The sequence below is a fragment of the Bacillus sp. N3378-2at genome (genome assembly GCF_033412715.1).
GTDB lineage: Bacteria > Bacillota > Bacilli > Bacillales > Bacillaceae > Bacillus > Bacillus subtilis.
Genome location: NZ_CP117986.1, coordinates 747,826 through 768,281, shown reverse-complemented (window position 1 = coordinate 768,281; position 20,456 = coordinate 747,826). Strand labels below are relative to the sequence as shown.

21 protein-coding genes and 5 pseudogenes are annotated in these 20,456 nt (G+C 35.4%); 6 read left to right on the top strand and 20 right to left on the bottom strand.

What is annotated here, in order from left to right:
- Positions 1-8 precede the first annotated feature (8 nt).
- From PUN35_RS04320 to PUN35_RS04305, 4 genes and pseudogenes are all read right to left on the bottom strand, one after another.
- Positions 9-152, bottom strand: coding sequence for a hypothetical protein (locus PUN35_RS04320; RefSeq protein ID WP_033881211.1), 144 nt, complete (start codon positions 150-152; stop codon positions 9-11).
- A 10-nt stretch (positions 153-162) separates the two neighbouring features.
- Positions 163-385 (bottom strand): annotated as a pseudogene (locus PUN35_RS04315) (hypothetical protein).
- A gap of 3 nt (positions 386-388) precedes the next feature.
- The gene (locus tag PUN35_RS04310) at positions 389-640 is read right to left on the bottom strand and encodes a hypothetical protein (protein WP_033881213.1); all 252 of its coding nucleotides are present in this window, start codon (positions 638-640) and stop codon (positions 389-391) included.
- A gap of 368 nt (positions 641-1,008) precedes the next feature.
- Complete coding sequence (locus PUN35_RS04305) at positions 1,009-2,436, bottom strand: serine hydrolase domain-containing protein (protein ID WP_033881218.1); 1,428 nt, start codon at positions 2,434-2,436, stop codon at positions 1,009-1,011.
- Positions 2,437-2,569: 133 nt separating this feature from the next.
- On the opposite strand from PUN35_RS04305, the gene PUN35_RS04300 reads away from it, so the two are divergent.
- Entirely contained in the window at positions 2,570-2,800 is a 231-nt protein-coding gene (locus PUN35_RS04300) for a membrane protein (protein WP_033881214.1), read from the top strand.
- A 9-nt stretch (positions 2,801-2,809) separates the two neighbouring features.
- On the opposite strand, the gene PUN35_RS04295 is transcribed toward PUN35_RS04300, so the two are convergent.
- From PUN35_RS04295 to PUN35_RS04280, 4 genes and pseudogenes are all read right to left on the bottom strand, one after another.
- Positions 2,810-3,202, bottom strand: a complete 393-nt coding sequence (locus PUN35_RS04295) for a UPF0715 family protein (protein WP_033881215.1) — start codon at positions 3,200-3,202, stop codon at positions 2,810-2,812.
- A gap of 44 nt (positions 3,203-3,246) precedes the next feature.
- Positions 3,247-3,468 carry a hypothetical protein gene (locus PUN35_RS04290; RefSeq protein ID WP_052006224.1) on the bottom strand — a complete coding sequence of 74 codons (222 nt, stop codon included), beginning with the start codon at positions 3,466-3,468 and terminating at the stop codon, positions 3,247-3,249.
- A 37-nt stretch (positions 3,469-3,505) separates the two neighbouring features.
- Positions 3,506-3,859 carry a hypothetical protein gene (locus tag PUN35_RS04285; protein ID WP_069837923.1) on the bottom strand — a complete coding sequence of 118 codons (354 nt, stop codon included), beginning with the start codon at positions 3,857-3,859 and terminating at the stop codon, positions 3,506-3,508.
- A gap of 118 nt (positions 3,860-3,977) precedes the next feature.
- Positions 3,978-4,623: pseudogene (locus PUN35_RS04280) on the bottom strand (DUF3885 domain-containing protein).
- A 213-nt stretch (positions 4,624-4,836) separates the two neighbouring features.
- On the opposite strand from PUN35_RS04280, the gene PUN35_RS04275 reads away from it, so the two are divergent.
- Positions 4,837-5,961 carry an IS4-like element IS4Bsu1 family transposase gene (locus PUN35_RS04275; protein ID WP_031601042.1) on the top strand — a complete coding sequence of 375 codons (1,125 nt, stop codon included), beginning with the start codon at positions 4,837-4,839 and terminating at the stop codon, positions 5,959-5,961.
- A 359-nt stretch (positions 5,962-6,320) separates the two neighbouring features.
- Here PUN35_RS04275 and PUN35_RS04270 read toward each other — a convergent pair whose 3' ends face one another.
- From PUN35_RS04270 to PUN35_RS04260, 3 genes are read right to left on the bottom strand one after another with little or no spacing between them, the layout of a single operon-like run.
- Positions 6,321-7,466: a HesA/MoeB/ThiF family protein gene (locus PUN35_RS04270; RefSeq protein ID WP_052006225.1), complete on the bottom strand. Its 1,146-nt coding sequence runs from the start codon at positions 7,464-7,466 to the stop codon at positions 6,321-6,323.
- Positions 7,467-7,470: 4 nt separating this feature from the next.
- Positions 7,471-8,301 (bottom strand): class I SAM-dependent methyltransferase, encoded by an 831-nt coding sequence (locus tag PUN35_RS04265; protein ID WP_033881552.1) that lies wholly within the window; start codon positions 8,299-8,301, stop codon positions 7,471-7,473.
- Positions 8,302-8,312: 11 nt separating this feature from the next.
- Positions 8,313-9,509, bottom strand: coding sequence for an MFS transporter (locus tag PUN35_RS04260; RefSeq protein WP_228224861.1), 1,197 nt, complete (start codon positions 9,507-9,509; stop codon positions 8,313-8,315).
- A 119-nt stretch (positions 9,510-9,628) separates the two neighbouring features.
- Here PUN35_RS04260 and PUN35_RS04255 point away from each other — a divergent pair, with 119 nt between their 5' ends.
- Complete coding sequence (locus PUN35_RS04255; protein ID WP_031600262.1) at positions 9,629-10,876, top strand: IS256-like element ISBsu2 family transposase; 1,248 nt, start codon at positions 9,629-9,631, stop codon at positions 10,874-10,876.
- 164 nt (positions 10,877-11,040) lie between these two features.
- On the opposite strand, the pseudogene PUN35_RS04250 reads toward PUN35_RS04255, so the two are convergent.
- Together PUN35_RS04250 and PUN35_RS04245 are read right to left on the bottom strand one after the other, a co-directional pair.
- Positions 11,041-12,304: pseudogene (locus PUN35_RS04250) on the bottom strand (DNA polymerase thumb domain-containing protein).
- Positions 12,297-12,591 (bottom strand): annotated as a pseudogene (locus PUN35_RS04245) (YolD-like family protein). The pseudogenes PUN35_RS04250 and PUN35_RS04245 overlap by 8 nt, the downstream one beginning before the upstream one ends.
- A 160-nt stretch (positions 12,592-12,751) precedes the next feature.
- Between PUN35_RS04245 and PUN35_RS04240 the strand changes: the two are divergent.
- Positions 12,752-13,043, top strand: a pseudogene (locus PUN35_RS04240) (hypothetical protein).
- Positions 13,044-13,082: 39 nt separating this feature from the next.
- On the opposite strand, the gene PUN35_RS04235 reads toward PUN35_RS04240, so the two are convergent.
- Positions 13,083-13,442 (bottom strand): hypothetical protein, encoded by a 360-nt coding sequence (locus PUN35_RS04235; protein WP_033881859.1) that lies wholly within the window; start codon positions 13,440-13,442, stop codon positions 13,083-13,085.
- Between the two features lie 259 nt (positions 13,443-13,701).
- Between PUN35_RS04235 and PUN35_RS04230 the strand changes: the two genes are divergently transcribed.
- Positions 13,702-13,785, top strand: coding sequence for a putative holin-like toxin (locus PUN35_RS04230; protein ID WP_072592542.1), 84 nt, complete (start codon positions 13,702-13,704; stop codon positions 13,783-13,785).
- Between the two features lie 288 nt (positions 13,786-14,073).
- Here the strand turns inward: PUN35_RS04230 and PUN35_RS04225 are convergent, their stop codons facing one another.
- The 6 genes from PUN35_RS04225 to PUN35_RS04200 form a co-directional block, all read right to left on the bottom strand.
- Positions 14,074-14,607: a GNAT family N-acetyltransferase gene (locus PUN35_RS04225; protein WP_014479996.1), complete on the bottom strand. Its 534-nt coding sequence runs from the start codon at positions 14,605-14,607 to the stop codon at positions 14,074-14,076.
- A 59-nt stretch (positions 14,608-14,666) separates the two neighbouring features.
- Positions 14,667-15,221, bottom strand: a complete 555-nt coding sequence (locus PUN35_RS04220) for an SMI1/KNR4 family protein (protein ID WP_014479997.1) — start codon at positions 15,219-15,221, stop codon at positions 14,667-14,669.
- A gap of 55 nt (positions 15,222-15,276) precedes the next feature.
- Positions 15,277-15,735, bottom strand: coding sequence for a YrhA family protein (locus PUN35_RS04215; protein WP_014479998.1), 459 nt, complete (start codon positions 15,733-15,735; stop codon positions 15,277-15,279).
- A 92-nt stretch (positions 15,736-15,827) separates the two neighbouring features.
- Complete coding sequence (yobK, locus tag PUN35_RS04210; RefSeq protein ID WP_003231326.1) at positions 15,828-16,286, bottom strand: type VII secretion system immunity protein YobK; 459 nt, start codon at positions 16,284-16,286, stop codon at positions 15,828-15,830.
- A 9-nt stretch (positions 16,287-16,295) separates the two neighbouring features.
- The gene (gene yobL, locus PUN35_RS04205) at positions 16,296-18,098 is read right to left on the bottom strand and encodes an LXG family T7SS effector ribonuclease toxin YobL (RefSeq protein ID WP_014479999.1); all 1,803 of its coding nucleotides are present in this window, start codon (positions 18,096-18,098) and stop codon (positions 16,296-16,298) included.
- 98 nt (positions 18,099-18,196) lie between these two features.
- Positions 18,197-18,754, bottom strand: coding sequence for an SMI1/KNR4 family protein (locus PUN35_RS04200; RefSeq protein ID WP_029318053.1), 558 nt, complete (start codon positions 18,752-18,754; stop codon positions 18,197-18,199).
- A 127-nt stretch (positions 18,755-18,881) separates the two neighbouring features.
- Here PUN35_RS04200 and PUN35_RS04195 point away from each other — a divergent pair, with 127 nt between their 5' ends.
- Complete coding sequence (locus tag PUN35_RS04195; protein WP_121509415.1) at positions 18,882-20,318, top strand: flavin monoamine oxidase family protein; 1,437 nt, start codon at positions 18,882-18,884, stop codon at positions 20,316-20,318.
- The last annotated feature ends 138 nt before the right edge of the window (positions 20,319-20,456 follow it).

Below are 20,456 nucleotides of genomic sequence, written 5' to 3'. Positions count from 1 at the left end.
TTCCTTACTTACACAGTTAATATTACACTCCCCCATTCAACATAATCAAACCGCTTCTGATACAAGTCTTCAAGTATAACAGCCCCTTCAATCCAACCTTCTGCAACAATGCTTTTCTTTTCTCCATTTTCAATCCACTCTATCCAATACACCTGAACACTCCTAACGCTTTACGACTTGGATTTCCCTTACCTCACATTGCACATTGCACATTGCACTTTGTTTTGAGTTCACTGGCTACCTCAATGACTTCATACATTGTTTGCAATTTAGAAGCGCCGTGGAGGTCGCTAGATGTTAAATAACCGTCCTCATCTAACTTAAATGATTTGAAGTATTCCTTGTTTTCAAACTGCAGTACATAAAAATAATCAAGCAAAGGCATAAATCAACCTCTTTTAAATAATTTTGTAATCCTCATTGCTAATGGCAGCAAACCAATTAGCATGAAAAAAGCAATAACGTTTACCTTATTTTTGAAAAACAGGCTGGCCAAATTCCTTTCCATGCCCGCTGCTGTTTCTTTATCCATGAGTTCTTTAAACTCATCATCATAGACCTGGTCAACAAAAATAAACTTAATGCCAGTCAACAATCCAGCTCCTAGCCAGATAATTAAAAAATAAGCTAAACCAATCATTTGTTCCCTCCCTATATCGAACGAAATTTGCTATTCTTGAGTATGTTGAATAAATTATGTAGGTGATCTTGTGGAAGAGAAATACGAAACAAACGGGTTAAGAAATGTTATCTAACGACGCTTGTGCAAAAATAATATTGTTGTTTAATTTACAATAAAGTCATTTGAAAAATAATATTAGTTGTTTAAAAATCCTTATTCCACGAACGGAGCAGGTTAGTGGAAGCAATAGTAATTTAGGTTTGACTGGGAAAATTGTCGATGATATTAAAAAAGACACCGAAGTGTCTTATGTTTTTCAAATTAAGCATACCGATAAATTCAAATTTAATTACTTAACATTATGCTTATCTTGGGAGCGAGGTATTTTATCGGTGAGTGTATACAAACCATGTAATGCTTGCTGTTAATAATGCTGACGAAATCAAAGCTGTAAGAACACTATATGTTTGCCAAATAAGTATCGTTGACCAATCGAAAGCACAGCACAGTATACCCAGGGCAATCGTAGCGATCAGGAAAATAACTGTTACGATTATTCTCTTTTTTGTCATTGGCTGCCGCTCATTCGTTTTCCTTCTGCGTAATCCTAAGAGAAATAGGAGAACGGCCAATAGGCAAAGAATAATAGTGATAGACGACAAAATGATATCCAAAAGCTGTGTGCCGCTTATTTCATATGACTGAGTTAGATTACCGTCTAATATATCTTTAATTTTTAGTACCAGGTTTATATTGGTATTTGCGCCGTTGCTCAGCAAGCAGACGGCTGTTCGTTCATTTAGCAGTATGACTACTTCGGTTCTGAAATTTGGATTGCTCCCAGTGTGTTCTATAATCGTTTGGTCGGCGTTTACCGACCAGCCTGCCGCATAATACATATCGTTGACAGCCGAAACAGACATATCACCCCTATGTGATTTTTCGATAACCGTGTGAAATATTTCGGGTATGTCCTGCACAATACCCATCTGTATGCCCATCCAACGCGCCATATCTTTTGTATTAGAAATGATGTAGCCTGCGGGCTTATTCCCAGCATAATCCGGAGCTTTAAATGGAGTTGTCATAAAAAAGGAAGAACGGTAGCCCTGTGCCAACTGTCCAGTGGCTTGAGCATCTTCTTTATAAACATACGTCTGGTGAAGACCTAACCGCTGAAATACCTGTTCCCTCATAAAGTCTTCATAGCTTTGTCGCGACACAATCTCAATAACCAAGCCCAATACGTCATAATTAACGGTTCCATAGTTATACTGTTCACCGGGAGGGAACGCCAATTCAGCATCTACGAGCATTTCCACAGTCTTTTGCAACATATCCGGTGTATTGCCTTGTGGAATACTTTGAGTATGCCTAATATTTGTTAGACCACTGGTATGGTGAAGAAAGTTATTTAGTGTAAGGCTTTGCATATCAACAGGTTTCCCTTGATACTTTAACGTAAACCAAGGTAAATATTTTTGGACAGGGTCAGTCATTGAGAGCAGCCCTTGCTCTTCCAACAGCATAATACCCATACCGGTAAAAGCTTTACTGACCGAGGCTAACTCATAGAGTGTATTTTCACTTGCAGACACCCCCTTTTCACGGTCAGCATACCCTGAAGAAAAGTAGAACACTTCATCATCAGTAAGTATTGAGATTGACATTCCCGGCACACCTGATATACGAGAGGCATCATCTAGCAACGCTTGTATTGCCGCAGATTTCGAATCAGACAACGCATAACTTTGTGTTGCGAATCCTGAGAATAATATAAATATCGTTAATACAAAAACAATAATCTTTTTCATATTGTATAAGCCTTTATCATTGAATTTTGCCGCCTTTCTATAAAACACTTCTTTTATCTTGATTCTTTATGCTCTCGGATTAAGACGCGTAATCGTGTTAAGGTTAATTCATGACCGCATAAGGAGTGATACCTTGCTAAAAGTTGCAAAAATTTCGGTTTCTTGCATTGCATTAGTCTTGTGCGTATACTCATTGTTCAATCAAAATGAATTATTGTTGATTGTTGTGCAATTATTTGTTGCAGCCCTTTTATCATTAGTCGGAGTTGAAGCGATATTAAGCAAACAAAAACTGTCTGGATATTTATTGTTTGGAACAGCAGCCTTCTTACTTGTTGTAAACGGAGTGAAATTCATGATTTAATTTAATGTTTTAATTCCGTAAGAATATAGAGTCCCAAAACCAATAAATAAGACCTGTAACAATACTCATAATGTAATAATTTAAGCTTCTGAATACAGTAAGAGCATTTGGCGGATAATCAACAGTCCAGCACAAAAACACAGCTAAAAAGGCTACTGCAATATAAATTAAAAAATTGTTCAAACTGAATTTTCTGGGCCTTCTTCTAAGCCACACTTGCAAAGGGACAGCAAATACCAAGTAAGTGATTAAAGCATAAACTCCTATGATGCCAATAGTGACTAATGCGAATGCCATAAAACCAGAGTAAGCAAACATATACAGACCAAAGATTAAACCAAATGATAAACTAGAGATTATTAGAGTATAAACATAACTGTTTAACAATCTATTAGGTAGCAAAAGTCTATCCTCCTGTCTTCAAAAAACCTTATTAATACAAAACTTTACTTAAGCCAAATAGCCTTAGTCGCAGCAACTACTCTAGATTTTTCATCAAGATATGCATATTTTCTCTCCCACTCGCTTTTTCTCCAAGCCTCTTGATTTGCAAACGATGATTTAATTGGTTTTGGGTACTCATTCTTTGACCAGCCGTCTTCAATATGGTTTAACTTAGGGTCATTATCATCGTAATACTTATACCAAACAGTAATCATTTTTAACATTATTGCCCCCTGCTTCTTTTTAAAATCGTAGTTTTATTTAGTCTTGAGAAAGTTTGTCAAAATCTCTTTCTTTCATTTCAGGTAAAGTTAGATTAATCCCTAATATATTTATTAATTCTTGTACATATCTTTTAATTGCAAGCATATCAAATGGAAAATCGAAATCAAATTCCTCTTTAACGCTTAGAATATCCATTGAATACGAACAATTATGCTTCATACCCAAAAGATCATCATTAAAGCTTAGTACATCTTTATATGATTGATCAGATAACTCAAAGTGAGTAACTAAATAAACACTAATATGGTTACCACCTTGAGAATCAAAATCCTCTAATCTTTCCTCAAGTACTAATAAAAATGCAGATCTCTCATCATCACTTAAGACCAACTGAAAAAATTCTAAGTTTCTAAGTTTCAATAATCGTTTAAATCTTGTATGTAGTGCCCTCATAATCTAATTCTGCCTTTCCTGGTATAAATCGTTTTAGAAAGAGTATTACAAGTATTTATATGTATTTATATTCTTCTACCCAGTTGTGATATTTTTCATAAAGTGGACGTATTCGTTTGAAATCAAGAGCTATGACTTCACATCCTCGGTCATCATAGATAAAGAAAATAATGTCTTTTGTAATGTTCACAAAGAAAACATCAGGGTAATCAATAGAGTAACCCCCGAATCTCGGTTTCAATGGAAAATCTTCATTACTGGCTGCTTTAAGTAGTTCAGTTACATGTAAGTCTCGAGGTTTGCATAACAAGGAAAATTGTTGCATCTCGTATTCTTCAGCTTCATCTATCTCAAACGGGTAGGAATATGTCTTTACTTGAATTTGATTTAAATAATTTTTACACTTTAGAAACGGTTGGTACACCTTCAATTTTTTTATAAATTTGTCATTGGTTTTGTGCTTATACATATTCGTCACAAGGAATATGTCATCGTTTTGTTCAAATAATTGATTGAAAATGGTTGAGATTTGCTCATATACAAACCGAAATCTCTTAAGATTCAATTCTTCATTCTCTTTGAGTTGGTAAATATCCCCCCCCCCCGAGATAGAAATGGATTCCTATGCTCCACTGATTATAGATGCTAGGAATTAATTCGAGTCTTGGAAACCTTTCCTCCATATACCCCATTAAATTCATTCACACATTCTCACTTTCGGTTAATCGAATCTTTTTCCTTTTAGATAACAATTATGAAACAACAAATCATTTTATTTCACTAGTGTCGCATTAAAATAATTCAACGATTTATAAAAAACTAAATTTTCAGTAATTTTATCTTTGCATAAAAAAAGCCTTTATAATGGTAGGGCGGTAATAAACCATCCAAATCCAAAATAAAGGACAATAAGCATGGATAAGTTTACACGAAAAACATCATTTGAACAATGGTTTTCACCGATTTTCTCCACAAAACTCGAGGAATTGGTTGAAAGCTATCAATTAAATTACTATACAAAGAAGCTACATATTGCGTCATTCTTGAAATTGTTCGTATTCGCTCAGCTCAATGAAACCGAGAGTCTGCGTGCAGTCAGTGAGACATTATTTTCTGACGAGCTTCAAAAAGCGACGCATTTAGAAGCGATTAGCTTTTCGCAGCTCGGACGCCGATTAAATCAAGTGCCGACTGAAGTGTTCCAACAGGTATTTTTGGATTTAGTTGCCCAAATTCACGAGAAATCACATTATGAGCAGCGCCGAGAAACGACAACACCACTGAAAATTATCGACTCGAGTACGTTGCCATTGAACTTGAAAAACCATAAGTGGGCTGAATTCCGTAAAACAAAGTCGGGCATCAAGCTTCATTTACGTCTTGTTTACGCAGAAAAAGGCTGTTCCTATCCAGATAAAGCGGTGCTGACAAACGCGAAAGAACATGATCGTGGTCAGCTGGAAGTACTCGTTGACGACAAAGAATGCATGTACGTCTTTGACCGGGGTTACTTGGATTATGAACGATTTGACCGCATGACAGACGATGGGTATTTCTTTGTGTCACGCTTACGAAAAAACGCTGTCATTCGTGTAATCGAGCCATTTAAACTGCCTGAAGACTCGCTTGTGTTTTCAGATGAAATGGTTTTGATTGGTACACCACAAAACCGTGCAGAAAACGCTTTTCGCCTCATCAAAGTGCTCGATTCAAAAGGAAACGAACTGCATCTGATCACAAATCGATTTGATTTAAGCGCTGACGAAATCGCTGAGTTATATAAGTCGCGCTGGGCAATCGAGCTATTTTTTAAATGGCTGAAGCAGCACCTGAACATCAAAAAGTTCTACGCGCAGAGCGAACAAGGCGTACATAATCAAGTGTATATCGCAATGATTGTATATTGCCTAAATGTACTGGCACAGCTGAACACGAACAGTTCAAGGACGTACTTACAAATTAGTCGCTTACTCAAAGCGGCACCATGGAAATCCGCTCATTTATGGCTACGAAAAATCGTAGGGAAAACCGTGCCCTAAAGAATTTCACAGGTCTGTTGCACTCGTCAAAGATTATAGTAAAAAAATGGATGTTAACTACCTCTATTCAAATGTCTTTGTTTTTCTTCTCATGAGCAAAAACAAGAAAGCAGAAAATTCAGTCAAAATTTATGCAACACTAGTGATATTATATAAATAATTAATATCTTCAATTTCAATTGACATATTAACCACTTCCTAAAATGTTGTTTTTATACATCCTTTTAAATAATAATGAGAGCGAGCCTTATAAAGACTCGCCCTTAGAATTAATTCATTACGGGACCATCAAATCCAATTTTAATAGGTTTCTTCTTTTTAATTTTTTTAACTTTCATTAACATTCACCCCCTTTCATGTTAATTATTTGTAGTTATTTTGTAACAAGTACACTGATTTTTAGCATTTTCAATCTCATGGAAATCAATCTTAAGGCTACGAGTATCGATATTTAAAACTTTATTAATAGTGATAGGTGTTATAGTTAATTGCGCAAGCGCTTTAATTATTTCATGAGCAACAATTGAAGAGACTAAGAAACAAATGGGACCAATTGATGGAGGAGTTATTTTATTATCAAAGTAATTTACTTTTTCTCTAACGTTGTTTGAAATTGAGGAGTCAACTCTTGTGCTAAAGTGCTCATCACAATTTAAGCATAGAGTTTTTCTTGGAATAATCAATGGTCCAACTACGCCGATATCGCCTGAGTAACCAGTAAAGATAACAGGGACATTTTTTGATACACATGCTTCATTAATCCACATAGGCAGTTTACCTACAGGACTGTCAGCAGACACAACAACAAAATCAGAATTATTAATTACTTGTTTTGCTTGCTCTACCGAATGAATTGTTTCGTTTACACATTCAACTTTTACTTCATTATCAATTGTTTGGAGTCTTTCCTTTGCGACCTCAACCTTTAATCTACCGATGTCTTTTTCACTATAGAGAGTTTGTCTGTTTAAATTACTTAACTCGACAATATCTCCATCTACACAACGTATATTTTTAATACCGGCTCTAACTAGTAAATCTGCAACTGGAGATCCAATCCCTCCCATTCCGATTAGTGTTACATGAGCTTTCATTAAATTCTTCATTTGTATAAAACTTTGATCATAATCATTATTAAACAATGAAAAATAGCTTTGTTGTCTACTATATCGTTTTTTTATTTTTTTATGTTGGTAATTTTCTTCCGAAATTTCTTTTTTTTCAAGCAAACTATTTTCATATAAGATTTTCGCAACCTCTAGGCAATCCTCTTGATCTATATTATGATCTCGATTCATAAATGCACAAATAATATTAAGCGGGATTGATTTTTTCAGGAAATCAAAAAAGTCTAATATTAAATCTGGATCTCCTTCAATTTCAACTTCCTCACTTCCTCTATTGCAAATACATAAAGAGTTCTCAGTAATTTTAGTTATCATAGTACTCTCTTTAAGAATATATATTTTCTTGTAATCAATTACAGGTTTTTCGCAATTTGTCATATTATTACCACCAAGCACCTTTAGTAACTTTTCTATATATCAAAATACAATAATTTAGAAGTTTCCGATTTTCAAATAGTACCTGATATAACTCAAGCCACTTATCTTTAACCACACCCTTTAATTCTTGTGGTATTTCAAAACTCTCTACTTCTTGTTCTACATATTGTTCAATTGTTGATTCGTCGGCATGTTGTAACTCACCATCATAGAAATATACTTGTTGAAGGTTATCCTGATCTTCAAACGCTTGAATCCAATCTGCTTTGCTGAAGGCCTTCATATTTGTACCTAGGGTACTGTTAACCCTGTTTAAAAGTTCTGGCTGCGGTTTTTCTTTATAATAAAATTCTATTTCAACTATGTATCCCCATGGTCTAACTACTCGAGCATATTCTTTAATTGCTTGTTTAGGATTTTCCATAAAAGCAGTTGATCCTCCACATAAAACTCCATCAAATAAATCATCAGGGAAAACTAAATTCGTAGCATCACCTTGCATAAAAGTCGTGAGTCCTGGGTAGGAGATATCTTTTAACTTTGCATATTCTTTAGCAGTGCTAATCATTTCATGACTAATATCTAAACCAATCACTTTGCTCCCTGTTAAACGAGCCAATTCATGTGTAACAAAACCAGTATTGCAACCAGCATCTAGAAGGAGTGAACCTGGTTCAAAATTACATTGTTCAACTGCTTTTTTAATAGAAGGAAAGCCGCCTGGTGGAATATTAGGTTGGTTTAAAAATGCTAAAAACTCGACATACGACATTTTATTAATATCATTCACAGTTGGATATGATGATTTTATGATTTCACTTGTTCTACTTCTCAATTAAATCACTCCTAAATTGTATAATTTGTAGTTGATTTTTCGTGGTCATCTAAATTAATTTTCGGATAGTAAATTAACATAATCAACAAGCCTACCGAACATAAAACAAATGAAAGTCCAAACGATGAAACTATACCATACAAATCAGCAATTCTTCCCAGTATTACAATGGATCCGGCATGTATAACACTATCCATTACATTATACAAAGAAAATAATTTTACCTTATTCTCAGTATTCCCAGCATTATTTTGTATAATAGTAACTTGTGCCACTTCTTTTAAATTGGTTGGTACACCAAACAGAAGAAACAGAAGTGCAGCAATAAAAAAGCTAGAATTCAAAATATAGCCTAAAACCACAACTGAATAGAATATAGAAGCTATTAATAAGGAAAAAAGCAACCTTTTTTTCAAGAAGTTATTTAACCTTAATACAACTAATCCGCCAATGATTGATCCGCATAAAAACGTTGCTGTTAAATAACCCCACCAAACCTCATTTCGATGTAAAACATTGATTACATATGCAAGTATGAAAGAGCTTGTCCAAATTCCCCCTCCTAAAAGAAAAAACACTTCAGAAATAAAAAGCATCTTCAACTTTTTATTTTTCAAAATTAGCTTTAGTATACTTTTTGAATTTTTCTTTTGCTTTTTTGGTTGATAATTGGCAAGGTATAATTTATTTTTATCAAGGGTGCTAAATATTATAATAGAGAGTAATAGAAGAATTATAGATATGATTGTTACGTAGTTATAATTAAGTAGGGAAACTAACATACCACCACTAGACCATGCAATTAGATTGATAAGATTCCTTGTAATAGTTAAAGTACTATTACCTTTAACATTATCATCTTCAACAATCGGGATAATTGAATAATTTAAGGATTGATTGATGCCACTAGTGAATGGAATTAATGTAATTACCAAGAAGTATAAACTTAAGTTATTTATATATAGAACTATAAAAAACATTAAGAGAAGAACTAGCTTTATAATACTGCTTATTAAATATAGTTTTTTTAAATTTGATGTTAAAGACAAAAACCATCCAACAAAAAAGCTGCCTCCACTAAAGGCTATCATTGCAAGTACGACAGGCAAAGAGGCAAGTGTTAACGAATCTGTTAAGAAATAAATATAAGTTGTTGCAACTACTATATACAGAGTATCGGATAAAGTTGAAAAGTTAAAAGATAAAATAAATTTAAGAAAATTATTTTTCAGGGAGTGTAATATTAACTGTGTAAGTAAGGAATGCGTACGGTTCCTTACTCACACAGTTTTTTATTTGATAGAATAATAAGTATAAAGCTAAAGGAGTGGTTTCAGTGGGGAAATTGAAAAGAGATCCGAACTCCGTAGAATTAGCTAACAAGATTATCGAACAGTATCAGCCTAAATCAGTAGAAGATATGCAAGAAGCATTAAAAGACATATTTGGTCCCATGTTTGAGTCAATGCTAAAAGGTGAAATGAATCACCATTTGGGCTATGAATCCAATGACAAGGGAGAAAAAGAAACAAGAAATAGAAGAAATGGATATGGCAAAAAGATCGTGAAAACAACGGCAGGAGAAGTTGAAATTGCAGTCCCCCGTGATCGTGATGGTTCATTTGAACCGCAGTTGATTCCAAAGCGTAAAAGAGATGTATCCTCTATAGAGGATAAGGTCATTTCGATGTATGCCAGAGGAATGTCACAACGAGACATTTCTTCCACGATAGAAGACATCTATGGCTTTTCTGTATCTCATGAAATGGTATCCGACATTACGGATACTGTACTTCCTAATTTAGAAGAGTGGCAAAATCGTCCCTTAAGTAACTGTTACCCTTTTGTGTTTGTCGATTGTCTTTACACAACCATTCGTAATGACTATGAAACGAAGAAGTATGCCGTTTACACAATACTAGGATATACCATAGAAGGTAAAAAGGACATTCTAGGTTTGTGGTTGAATGAAACGGAAAGTAAACATAAATGGATGCAAATTTTTGATGAAATCAAATCTCGTGGTGTAGAAGATATCTTCTTTCTCTCAATGGATGGCGTTAGTGGTCTGGAAGAAGGAGCACGTGCGATTTTTCCTGATGTGACCGTACAGAGATGTATTGTTCATTTAATTCGAAATTCGATTAAGTATATACCAAGTAAAGACTACAAGCCTTTTACTGCTGCCTTAAAGAAAGTGTATGGAGCTCCAAGCCTTAAGGCTTGTCACAGTGCATTTGAATCTTTTGAAAAGCAGTGGTCTACGTACCCTGGAGCTGTAGACGTATGGAAACGAAACTTTTCTCATGTGGAACAACTTTTCGATTATGGTGGTAATATTCGTAAAATCATGTACACTACAAATGCCGTTGAAAGTATCCACTCTAGCTTTCGAAAAGTCACGAAAAAAGGAGCATTCCCCCATGAGAATGCCCTATTAAAAATATTGTTTTTACGAACAAAAGAATTAGAAAAGAAATGGGATGGTGGACGCATCCAGCAATGGGCTATGGTCATGAATCAACTATTAGTTCATGACCACCTAAAGGAACGTGTGAAGAAATATCTAGAATAACTTACACACTTTTCTTGACAAGCCCATTTTTCATATTTATGTAGAATACCACACCCCCTTTTTCATAATTATAACATTTCTTCTTTCTTTTTCAATACCAATTAATTGATTTTTTAGAATTTTTTATAATATCTAAACTTAATGAGTCTGATATCTCTTTTTTGCTATGATTTGTGCCCTCCTGTTAGCCCAGCTCTGTGAAGTGCTGTCACTGCTGGTGTATAAGAAACTGCTCTTAGAATCGCTTTCGATCCGTATTTGTTTCTAATTCCATCCATCACAAACCCGAGTCTCCTTCTCTTTTCATTATTTACTTCAAATAAACTTAACTGCTGATTAACATCATCCTCAATATTCGTTAACGTAACTGAGATACTTCGCACCGTCTTCCCCGAGTAAAACTTATTAAAGAGCATCAAGCAACATCTATATATGTCCATCGTGATATTTGTGGGAAGATCTATTGTTTTGGCTCGGTGAAAATCCACCACCAAGATCATCTTTACTGTATCAAATACCCAGGCTGATTGTTCGACCAGCTTTGTTGTGTGTGCGTGCCCTTCTTGCTACTTCCTCACAAATCTCCAGAAGAACAGCCTTAATCTCTTCTCTCCTTGTGTAATCCCTCAGTAAAATCTGACTCTTACCAAAACTAATCTGACCTTGCATCAACGGAGCACCTATTTCAGATAAATCGATTCCATGAGCATGATAATACAACTGGTTCCTGGTTTCCCATTATTCCGAACTTCTTTTCAAGCAGCTCTAAAGGAAATTTAGCTAACTGACCTACAGTTGATATCCCCATTCGATTCAGGTTCCTTTCCATCCTCCCTCCTATTCCCCACATTTTAGACAACGGGTGAACCTTCCAGAGTTTATTTGGCACATCTTCATATCTCCAACGTGCAATACCACTCTTTGTTTTCTTACTCTCCAGGTCAAGTGCAAGCTTACTGAGTAACATATTGTCTCCAATACCTACTGTGCACATCAAACCAAATTCTCTCCACATACTGTACTGCTTTGTATTGCTTTGGCCATTTCTTCAGGATCTTCTTTTCCTGCATCTAAAAAAGATTCATCGATAGAGAACGTATGTACGCATTTCTCAGGAACAAATCTGTAAAACAGCTTTGTAATTTCAGTTGAAACTCTGATGAAAAGCTTCATTTGCGGATTTACAATGTGTATTCTTGGATTTTCGGGTTTCTCAAAAAGTTTCGATCCTGTTTTGATTCCAAAATCTTTTTTAAGTGCAGGAGATGCAGCTAACACTACACTTCCCTGTCTCTCCGTATTCCCTACAACAGCAAGGTAACATGTTAAAGGATTGAGCCCCATTGAGACAGCCGATACAAAAGCATAAAAGGATTTCATATCGACACAAAGTATATTCTTTCGTGGAAATTGTGAGTAATTAATCATTGTATGTAACTCCTATGATGTTATTCATGCTGATATAAACTGTATTGTCCTTCTGGTCTTTTCCGTGAAGCTTTTGTTGTTCAAAATTAATGTAATGGACTCTGCCGATGACATTTCAACAAATCCATTGTTAAAGAGTTTGAAATTTAACTCTTTATTTAATTCCAATGCCTCAGAAACGGAATACCCATTTCCTCAATTTGTTGATCATCTAAAGCTGGCTTTTCAATTTTTGATACATCAATCAAATCTTGTTTAAGCTGTGTTAAATGCTCTGGGAGCATCATTGATGTCCAGTCGATTGTTCCTCAATCTCTAAGCATATCCTCCTTTATTGATCTAATATTAACAGAACAAATGTTGGTAATAAAATATAAAGGTCAATAATGATTTACGTAGTATTAATAAAGGAGAGATTCTTTTCGACGAGGGAGACGGTGATGGTAAATGAAGAAGAGGTTAATTGAATTTTTGATTTTAGTTCCTGTTTTGATTATGTCAGGTATAACTTTAACCGAAGCAAATAAAAAGTCCCCTTTGGAAGTAATCGGTAGTATTCGGGATGAATTTGGTTTATTTAGTGTGCAAATTGGTCAAACAGATCCGGCAATTACAATTGCATGGATCATACCAAAAGTGAAGCAAAGGAAAAATATAAAATTTATATATTCAAAGATGATATTGTAAATTGGAGAAAGAACATAAAAAGTATTTGCGAGAAAATAACTCTAATAAGTAAAACGCCCAGCACTTTATTAAGCTGGGCTCTGTCTCATATTTAAATTGAATTTTTATACGCATTAACTGCTTCGTTTCGCAACAGCATATTATCTTTGTTAACCATTCCTAAGTTGTAAGCTTTTTTGATAATATCTAATACCTGAGAATCTAACGCCGAAAGATTACCGCCTGGATTAAACCTTGATTTCCAATAATCTAAAGACTTATTTAGGTCAAGTGAGCTTTTTTTGTTCTCAGGTTTAACTATTTCATTTTTCTCAAGTTTTTCACAGAATTCACTAAAACCAATGGATCTACTAGGAGCTGAGTTATTTCCCCCATATCCTTCTGTAGCCAAGCTGCAAAATGCTAAGAATTTTGGATCATAAATAAGATCGCTTGAGTTTACATTTACCACCGATAATCACAATCCTCTCAGAACTTTTTATAATTGTATCACCTTTTCCATTTTTACACATGTTAAATATCGACAATCACTCAAATGATTTAATAACTGAATATAAAAAAGAACCTGCATTTTGCAAATTCTTTTCACGTTGTTAATATATTGAATTTTTAACGAGAAGGGGATTTATGTATAGTATAATATTTCCTGTTCATTAAGATTGCTCACTCAAGAGAGTCTTGCTCATCCCCTAACGAAAGGGGGTGATGCTATGTCAACATTCCAGGTATTAATGCTAATGCTTGCATTCGGGTCGTTTATAATTGCCCTGTTGACTTATATAAATAAAAAATAGACCTCCCTTGAGCCTCAGAACCTGAAGGGATAGGTCTACCTAGAAACCACATCGAGCAAGCCCTTTGATGGACAGCTTTTTGTACATAGCCGGGGTGTTGGTAGCACCTCGGTCTTTTTTATTTTATGTATTTCTCATTAAAGAAATACGCTATAACCAATCAAATGTCTTACAGTTCTGATTATAGCACATTAAATGAAACCAATGAAATAATTTGCAAAACTTTTGCTTTATGGATAAAACCATTATTTTATTGGAATCCAGTACTTTATCGATGCACAAGTGATATTATCCATGATTCAGTTCAAATTCTTCTCTTGTCATTCCAAAGCAAAAACCATCATAATAAGCACCTTTAGTGAAAATGATCTTTCTTAGTTGTCCCTCTTTCATGAAACCTAATTTTTCATGTAATCGTATGGATGGATTATTAAAAGAATAAACAGTTGTATTTACTTTTTGATAAGCAAGTTCCAAAAAGAAAAAGCGAAGAACCATCAAGATCATTTCTTTGGCAAATCCTTTTCCCCTATATGGCTCGAATACAGCCAAATAATAACCGAAGGTACCATTTTTCCTATCACAGTCAAAGGTTTCAATTATACCTACTATATTATTATCACTATCAACTGCAATAAAACGGAATTCATCTTTTTCTAATTGTTCTTCTACCCATTCTCTCATGTTATTAGCTGAACGAGGAAAATGTAGCGAGTCCATATTTCGCAGAATTTCATCATCTAACGAATCAAATATAACGATATCTTCAGGTTGAATTGCTCGCAGTATAAGATTCTCCCCTGTCCAATAACTAACTGCCATTTTAACTTTCCCTCCAGTTATTTCCATACGCTTTCTTAACTGCTTAGTAAGTCATCATCTTATTCAATATACAGAATTCCATCATCTTCTTTATCAGCTTCAATTGGTTCATCAACTAAACTGAAGACAAACTCCTCAAACGAATTGGCAATTAAGAAAAAGTCTTTGTCGGGATGACTTAATTCATGATCCCAAAACAATATCTTTCCATTATCGATATCCATACATATTTCATTCCCACCTGCAGAGCTTGCGATAGGAATAATATTTCTAGGAAAGCGATCAGAATATGTATCGATTGCTTTCTGAAGACTGTCATGATCGTTCGCTAAACCATAAAAACCTTCTAACAATTGTGTATCATCGCCCTTGCCCATCCAAGGATCTTTCTCTATAGGTTTATAGCAAACGTCATACTCAATCTCATCTGATGTTTTTTTACTTTCTAAATAACAGCCGCCATATTCCTTCAAAAAGTCCTTATAATCAGAAGGTAATTGTTTTCCTATGTTCATTTCAATTTCTTTGAGTTGTTCATTTTTATTGATTCTGGGATCTGTTTTTGCATCAATTAAAAACTCTTTCAACTTTTGTTTGACATTATTGAAGCTCATATTAATCCCCTCCGCATTGCACATCTTTAGCAATGAACAATTGCAATACTTTTGTTTAATTGTCTAAACTAACTTTCAATGCATCAGCTAGCATGGCGTTAAAATCATTAAATTTGTTCATCAGTGTTCCAGAGGGTTTATCAAGCTCTAAGTATTCATTCTGAATTACATCTAAACAATACCAAGCTGTATCTGAGTCACCAAAAAACAGATATTTTTTCTGCTCATCATTTTCGTGCCACTGTTCATTTGTTTCAATAAAACCATAAACTTCTTCATCATTTTCTTCTCTCAGTAATTCTTGATCCAATCCATAGATTACCAAGCCATTAAAATCTAATCCGTTTACAGTTTGAAGGAATTTTTTATATCCTGAAGGAATTTCATTTACAGGGAACTTACCTAATACCGCTTCTTCAAAATTTCTTATTTCTTGGTCTGTAACAGGAGAATTTAATTCATCTCCATACTTTGCTTCAGTTTTTCGAATTTCCTCTAATAAATTTACCCACATAAAACTGCCCCTAATCTTTATTACTACGCCAAACTCGTAATCGAAGAAAAGTCCCTTAGCAAGAGCTTAATCATCAATTGCAATACTTTTGCTTAATCGTCCCAGTCTTCATCCTCATCCCAGTCATCTTTCGCTTCCTGAATCTTATTATAAAAAAATTCAATAAAGCTGTCTGCAACAGTATCTTGATAACCAATTACCCTATCCCATTCAACTACAGGGCATTCTCCGTCTTTCATTTTATTTGTATCTAGACAGTAAGCAAAGTAATCAACATCTTCAATAACCACAAGTCCATCAGTAAGGCCATAGTGTTCTTTATATTCATTAGTTCTATTTACAACTGATGCATGATCAAAGTTGTAACCTAAAACTAAAACACCGAATAAACCACCAGCACCGTATTTTTCTAAAAACCATTTATAACTGTTGGGAAGATCGCATTGGAGGTTTTCTTCAATGCGACCAATGTTTTCATGACTTGCGCCTTCTGTAAATATAGCATTTTGTTTATTTTCATTAATAAAATTCTCAACCTTCGAATAAATCATTTAAACACCTCAATTCTCATTCTCAAATTGTTTCGCTCTCCACTTCCAATATCTCTTTCTAAAGCTCTCGTATTGTGCTTTTAAAACCTTATCATTTCTAAAACTTTCACCATCAGACTTAAGCTGATGAATGACATCACTATATTTTGTATGTAAGCTGTTAGGGATTTCAAGCATTGGGCCAGGTTCTTCTTGAATCAAGTGATGTAAATTAATCTGTGTACCATCTTCTGCATAAGGGGCATTCCCGTTTTTCATTAGCTGAAGATTTGTAACACCGAATTCTGTTTTTTGATTAATATCAATATCTTTCATAGTATACACTCTTCGGCTTACATCTTTAACTTTCCCCTTCGCCTTTACCTTCCCCTCTATTTCATATGCATCATACTTTTCTTTATTTAGCCAAGGGGGGCTTATCTTTTGGCCAGTAAACGGTTTTCTTGTTCCATCCGGTATTTTCTTCGCATTAGTCAAAAGTTCATTCTTAAGGCTTTGGCTATCAACCACATTGTATGGCACATTATCGGCTAGAGGAAAGTCGTACTTAGGATTATAAGGCAGCAAATCTGGAATCTTGACATCCTTAATTTTCTTCCCTGCCTGACTTGCTTTGTTTATGACCTTGCCCGCTGCATCTGCTTTGTTAATGGCTCCTGCACCTTTGGTTCCAAAAACAGCTACAGCCACTGAACCAACAGCATACGTTACCCATCTTGATCTAGAATAGGCATCTCCATTCACCATATCCTTTTGATATGACTCTTCTATTGCTGCTGAAATGGCATCGTAAGTTTTCACTGGATGAATAACTGCATTTCCCAGTGCTGATAGTGTTTCTCCTGGATCGGTGATGAAATCCCATATGCCGGTTACAGTGTCTTTACCAACATCATATAAGCCTACTCCTACACCTTTTACGATATCCCAGGTGATTTCTCCTGCTCCTTCTAGCTGCTTCGCTTGTTCAATTTGCACTGCAAGCTGCACTTGAGCTGGCTCCAGATTCTCGTACCCTACTTTCTTAGCAATCTCTAAATATTCAACAGGGTCAGAGACACCGTCATTAAGTTTTTTCTTTAATTCCTTGATTTCACGGTCCTTTGCTTCTTCTTTCTTCACGCTTAAGTAAGCTTCAGAATGCTTCTCTATGTCGCCTTTTTTCTTATGTATGTCACTTTCTCTATACGCTTTGGCGTTATAGTGAATCGGAGTGGCGTTCTTCCCTTTGCCTGTTGATTCCTGCAGCTTTTTAAAATCTTGCTGGATGAACTGTTCGTTAGGCTCTGTTTCAGCGTATTCTGTTTTTAAATCCTCATCAAGCTTGTTTAGCTTATCGATTGTTTTTTCACGTTTGTCATCTGCAGAAGAAAGTTTGTCTTTGAAGTCTTCTGTTGAAAATATTTCAAGGGGAAGAATATCATTGATGTCGTTTAATATGTCTTTCATTGCTTTTTTCTGTTCAGACATAATGGATTTTGATTTTGTATAGGCGTTAGCCAACTCGTGTTCTAAAAAGGATTCTTCTATGTAAGCATCAGACATCTTAGCATCTTCAAGTTTTGCAGACATGCTGCTTAAGAAAGCAATCTTCATGTCAATTAAATCAATCCATTGATCAGTAACACCGACATGATCATGATAAAATGCTTTAATGTTGTCAGCACCCTTGCCTGAAAACTCACTGTCATCTAGGTTAGCTACGTTTTGAAAAGCTTTTCTTAGCTTCACCATTTGCGACCTTAGTTCCTTATACTCTTTGGTTCTTTTATCCGCTTCAAAAAGTAATGAATCAGCCTCAAATACCTTCATATCATTCTCCTTCCTAGACTACTCTATGTAAATTTTACCACAGTAATCTATTTGAATAACAGAAAAAGACAGCCAAAATGACTGTCTTATACATCACACTATCTTGTTCTATAATAATTTTCTGCGGTATAGTAGCGCCAATCCCAAAAAGGTTCCCCATTGGCCAATATATACCGGTCTAAAAATTTTTCAAAGTTTAAATTTAATGGATTATATTCTAAACCACTTTCAAATATATAGAGATAGTTGGGATCACCTTGGTTCACTTTATCTTTATCGATCATTAAATGGCATTCTTCCAATAAGTAGCCAATTGGAATACCATTGATATCTTCAAACAAATCCTCATATTTTAACTCCTCTTCAATCTCTTCAAGGCTAAATAGCTGAAGTCCTCCACCTATATTCTCCCCATCAGAAAGAATCTCAAAAATTTTCGCACCGTTATGCAGTGTCATGAACTTCTGATAATCCTCTGGAAGTGTAATCTGATGTTTAGCTTCAAAGCTTTGAATGTCGTTAAGGGTTGCTTTGTCCGGTGAAAAAGTAACAAGGCATTCCATGGTATCTCCTTCAGAACAAAACAATTGAATGGCTCCTTTTTCATCTAAAAGACTTTTCAAGCCATTTACAGTCTTATGAACAAAGTTAGTCACATACATCACCCCTTTATTTCCTTTTAACAATAACCTTTCAAATTCCAAAAGTTGTGGACAGATCGTGATAGGTGCTCTTTTCAGTGAATATAATGCAATAAATTCTAAAAAGAGGTGCCTCTAAAAATTGAATTCTCTAATGAATGATGACATGGTAAAGATCATTAGAAATGGCCTTAGCGCATCCCAGCATCCAAAGCATATTCTTGTTGTAGGAGCTGGATTGTCCGGGCTTGTATCAGCATCATTGCTGAAAAATGCCGGTCACAGAGTAACGATTCTCGAAGCGAGCGGCAGAGCGGGCGGCCGTGTCTGCACTTTGAGATCTCCCTTTAGTGATGATTTGTATTTCAACGCTGGCCCGATGCGCATACCGAATAACCATTCGTTAACCTTAGAATATATCAAAAAATTCAAATTTCCAACAAATGTATTTATCAACAGAACCCCGATGGACATCATTTATGCAAATGGAATCAAAACACGTCTCCAAGTTTTTGAACGAGCTCCTGAAATATTGAGATATCCAGTTGCACCAAATGAACAAGGGAAAACGTCTGAAGAGCTGTTGCTTTCTTTACTGCAGCCTATTCTAAATTTTATCAATCAAAATCCAGCGAGAAATTGGCGGATTGTCGAAGAACAATACAAAAGTTATTCGTTAAGCTCTTTTTTAAACACGTATTTTTCATATGGCGCGATCGATATGATCGGTGTGCTTTTGGATATGGAAGCGTATATGGGGATGTCCCTTGTTGAAGTATTGCGGGAATCTATCTTTTTTTCATCGCCCGCTCACTTCTATGAGATAACTGGCGGTATGGATCTGCTGCCTCACGCGTTTCTTCCTCAATTAAAAACAAACATTCTATACCATCAAAAAATGATGAAAATGTCTCAGGGTGAAAATCGTGTTACGATCCATTGTCAGCATCAACAAACGGCAGAATTCACATCATTCACGGCTGATCTCGCTATTGTAACCATTCCTTTTTCAACATTGCGATTTGTAAAAGACGAACCATACCATTCATTCTCTTACTATAAACGGAGGGCCATCCGTGAGCTAAACTATATCAGTGCAACAAAAATCGGCATAGAGTTTAAAAGCCGATTTTGGGAAAAAGCCGGGCAGCGCGGCGGCAAATCTATTACTGATCTTCCGATTCGTTTTTCATATTATCCAAGCAGAAATATTGGAGCAAATGGACATGCTGTCATTCTGGTCAGCTATACATGGGCCGATGAGGCACTGATATGGGACAGTCTTTCAGAAGGAGAGCGAATCCAGTATACTTTACTGAATTTATCTGAAATCTATGGTGATATTGTGTGGTCTGAATTTGTGTCTGGCGCTTCTTTTAGCTGGAGCCAGTACCCGTATTCTGCGGGAGGTTTTACAGCTTTCGAACCAGGACAAGAATTAGAGCTGTATCCCTATATTCCTGTCCCTGAGGGCAGAGTTCATTTCGCCGGAGAACACGCCTCACTCACTCATGCGTGGATGCAAGGCGCGATTGAATCTGGAATACGTGTTGCTTATGAGGTCAATCGCTTACCTTAGATCATGCTCACCTTCTGTACTAAAAGATTATTACATTTCATATAATAAGATCTTGATTAGACGGACAAATTCAATCACAAAAACAAAGTAATCCTTGCATTCCTTCGCCCTCCATGCTATATTCATATAGCGATGAGC